Below are 3077 nucleotides of genomic sequence, written 5' to 3'. Positions count from 1 at the left end.
CCGGCGCATCCGGATGCGGCGCGGTGCGGCGCGGGTGAGCGCGCGCAGGCTGTGCAGCCCGGCGAGCGTCACGCCGGTGTCCGGCGTGCGGTCCACGAAGGCGCGGGCGGCGTCGATATGGCCGAGCTCCAGCAAGGCGTTCAGCATCATGAACTGATCGCGCCCGCTGCAGGGTTCCGGGAGGGTGTCCGGGCTGCGCGCGATGCGCCGGGCGAATTGCGCCGCCGCCAGCGCCAGCCGCAGATGCCCGATGGGCTCCTGCCGGGCCAGATGCGCCGCATGGATGTCGCGCGGACCATCGCGGCCGATCCGCGCCAGGGGAGATAGACCGGTCTCGTCCGGTTCAGGCTCGGGCATCGGCTCAGTCCCGGCCCGCAGACGCCTGCCCGTAGGCGACGATGGCCGAGATCGAGCGGCAGAGATCGAAGTCGGTGTCGGCCACCACCAGCCCGTGAACCTCCTCGATCCGCATCAGAATCTGCGCATGGTCGAGGGAATCGAGGCCGACCTCGTAGAAGTCGGTGTCCGGCTCCAGGCTCGCCACCATGGGCCGGTCCACCGCCTCGCGAATGGCCCGCCGCACGGCCTCTTCGTCCATCCCCGCCATTGCCCCACCCCTGACCATACAACGAACGTCGGCGCCGATCAGACCGGCACCTCGGGCGCCATGACGCGCGACAGGATGAGCGTGCCGCACCGCGAGCCGTCGGCGCCGAACTCCATCTTCCAGAAGCGGCCGCCCACCCGGTGCCGCAGGATCACGGACACCGCCGCGTCGTCGGGCGGAATTTGCGCGCAGGCGATCTCGGGCATGCGCCAGTAATCCTTCGGATATTCGCGCATCGCGAGCGCGACCGCCAGATGCACCGCACGCTGCAGGAACGTGCCGGGGCCGCCCGCAGGCAGGTCGGCGCGATCCCCCTCGAAACGGGCTTGGGCGGTCACGTCCGCATCGTCGGTGGCCTCGCGCTCGGCGATGGGCAGATCCGGCCTCAAGCGCAGCCAGACCTGTTCGACGCGCCCGGCGATGCCATGGCGGAAGCTCCCGCACAGATCGGCGCCGGCGGGCGGCGGATCGCGAACGATCTCGATGGCGCAGGACGCGGGCACCTTGAGCTGGAGCAGCATGTCGTTCCGGGCGCCGCAATGGGCGACGATCGCCTCGAGGATGTCGGCTCCGAACTGGTAGGTGCGTTCGCCGGTGAGCGGCCGCGCGATCAGGGCCGGGCCATCGGCCATGCGGAGCGCTCCGGACGCAGGCGCGACCGTTCCCCAGCTGCGCGGCGGCCCGAAACGCGGGTCCGATGCTGTGCGGCAGTCCGCGCCGCCCATGGCGTCCGCTCCCGTTCTTATCGTTGTTACAATCCCGTCTTAGAGGACAATGATGCCGCTCGGCAAGGCCCCCGCACGGGGGCGGACGGCGCCCGGTCAGTTCACCACCGCGTGCGGCACGAAGCGGCACGCGTGGTCCTGGATGATGGGGGCCGGCGCCTCCAGCACGCCGACCCCCTCGGGCCGTCCGCCGACGATCCAGGCGCCGACCGTGGCCCAGACCGGGACACCCGAACGGTCGAAGTGCGGCAGGTAATGGAGCGCCTGGACGATCCGCCCCTCCGCCCCGTAGGGCCCCGCGGTCTCGGCCCGCCCGCCGGGCAGAGCCGGATCGCACAACAGCACGTTGTGGCCCTTGATGGAGAACAGGGGCTTGACGGCGCACGCGGCCGGCGCCGCGGCGGCCTCGCCTTCAAACCAGCACGGCAGCAGGTTGGGATGGCCCGGAAACATTCGCCACAGCCACACCAGCGCCCCCTTGGAGGCGAGCACCAGCTTCCAGAGCGGCTCGATCGCCGCCGGCGCGGCCGGCCCGGCCAGCGCCCCGGCGAACGGCTCCTGAAGCAGAAGCTGCCAGCGATACGCCTTCACGAGGCAGCGGATGGGCCGGTCTTCGAGATCGGTGAGGCCGCCGGCCCCGTCGATGCCGATCGCCTCGATGTCGAGCGCCGCGGCCTCCCGCCCGGCCTGGCGCGCGCAATCGGCGAGGTAGAGCGCCCACACCCGGTCCTCGGCATTTCGGGCGGAGGCGGCGAAATGGATCGGCGTTGCCTGGGGCATCCGGCCGAAGGCCTCCACCAGGGCATCGTGCAGGCGGTTGAACTGATCGCAGCCGGGCGGCAGGTGGCCATGGGCCATCTGATCCTCGAACCAGAGCCACTGGAACGCGGCGGCCTCATAGAGGGCGCCGGGCGTGTCGCCGTTGCATTCGTGAAGCTTGGGCGGCGCCGCTCCGTCGAAAGCGAGGTCGAACCGCGTCACCAGCGAGGGATCGCCGCGCCGCCAGCTCTGGCGCACGCCCTCCCACGCCGCCGCCGGCACGCCGATGGTGGCGAGCACCTCGTCGTCGCGGCTCGCCCGCTCCGCCACCTCCAGCGCCATGTGCCACAATTCGTCGACCGCCGGCGCAGCAGCGTCTCGATCGCGGACCGCTGGAACAGGTAGCAGGCGTCGTCGGTCCAGTAGCGCTCGTGATGGGCGAAGCCGAGACGGCGGGCGGTGTCCTCCCAGTCCGGCCGCGCCGGCACCGCGATCCGCTTCATGCGGAAGCGGGCAGCGGCGGACAGCCGGGCGCGCGCAACGTGTCGCCGAGCTGGCCGAAGCCGCCGCGCGCCAGCGTGCGGCAATCGGCCGGCGCCGGAACGGCCGTGACAACCGGCGCCAACATCGCGCGCGGTTCCGCCTGAGGGAGGCCTGCCTGAGGGAGGCCTGCGGACCGCCCGCCCTCCGCCCGGATCCCGGCGGTGTCGTTGGGAGCGTCTGCCGACTGGCGCACGAATGGTCCGCCGCTCACAAGAAAGAGCGACACTGTCCTCGATCGCATCACCGCGCCGCCCCCCGATACGCACCACCGTCGCGATCCGGCATCGGACTTTCGCATTCGCGGCTGACGCCGTCGCGGCGGAAGGCAGGGACCGCCGGACCGGAACCTGAGGCGATCGAGTCTTAGCGGGTGCCTGTTCGCTCCACAAGCGCCGGCCGCCGCCCGGGGTCGGCCCGCCTCGGCCGGCGGCACCGCGTCCCCG

General features: G+C 72.2%; 5 protein-coding genes. 1 reads left to right on the top strand and 4 read right to left on the bottom strand.

The annotated features are described in order from the left end of the window. The 4 genes from AC2W7M_RS22815 to AC2W7M_RS22800 all read right to left on the bottom strand — a co-directional run. A partial coding sequence (locus tag AC2W7M_RS22815; RefSeq protein WP_486135153.1) for a hypothetical protein occupies positions 1 to 357 on the bottom strand: 357 nt, incomplete at its 3' end. A gap of 4 nt (positions 358 to 361) precedes the next feature. Continuing rightward, on the bottom strand, positions 362 to 598 hold the full coding sequence (locus AC2W7M_RS22810; protein WP_486135151.1) for an acyl carrier protein: 237 nt from the start codon (positions 596 to 598) through the stop codon (positions 362 to 364). A 47-nt stretch (positions 599 to 645) separates the two neighbouring features. Continuing rightward, the gene (locus tag AC2W7M_RS22805) at positions 646 to 1239 is read right to left on the bottom strand and encodes a hypothetical protein (RefSeq protein ID WP_486135149.1); all 594 of its coding nucleotides are present in this window, start codon (positions 1237 to 1239) and stop codon (positions 646 to 648) included. 189 nt (positions 1240 to 1428) lie between these two features. Then, positions 1429 to 2499 carry a glutathionylspermidine synthase family protein gene (locus AC2W7M_RS22800; RefSeq protein ID WP_486135155.1) on the bottom strand — a complete coding sequence of 357 codons (1071 nt, stop codon included), beginning with the start codon at positions 2497 to 2499 and terminating at the stop codon, positions 1429 to 1431. A gap of 26 nt (positions 2500 to 2525) precedes the next feature. On the opposite strand from AC2W7M_RS22800, the gene AC2W7M_RS22795 reads away from it, so the two are divergent. Further along, positions 2526 to 2738, top strand: a complete 213-nt coding sequence (locus tag AC2W7M_RS22795; protein WP_486135157.1) for a hypothetical protein — start codon at positions 2526 to 2528, stop codon at positions 2736 to 2738. Positions 2739 to 3077 lie beyond the last annotated feature (339 nt).

This window comes from Xanthobacter sp. BG11Y11_SDJG, from assembly GCF_057364445.1.
The sequence above is the reverse complement of the archived record's forward strand: the minus strand, read 5'-3'. Positions and strand labels throughout refer to the sequence as shown.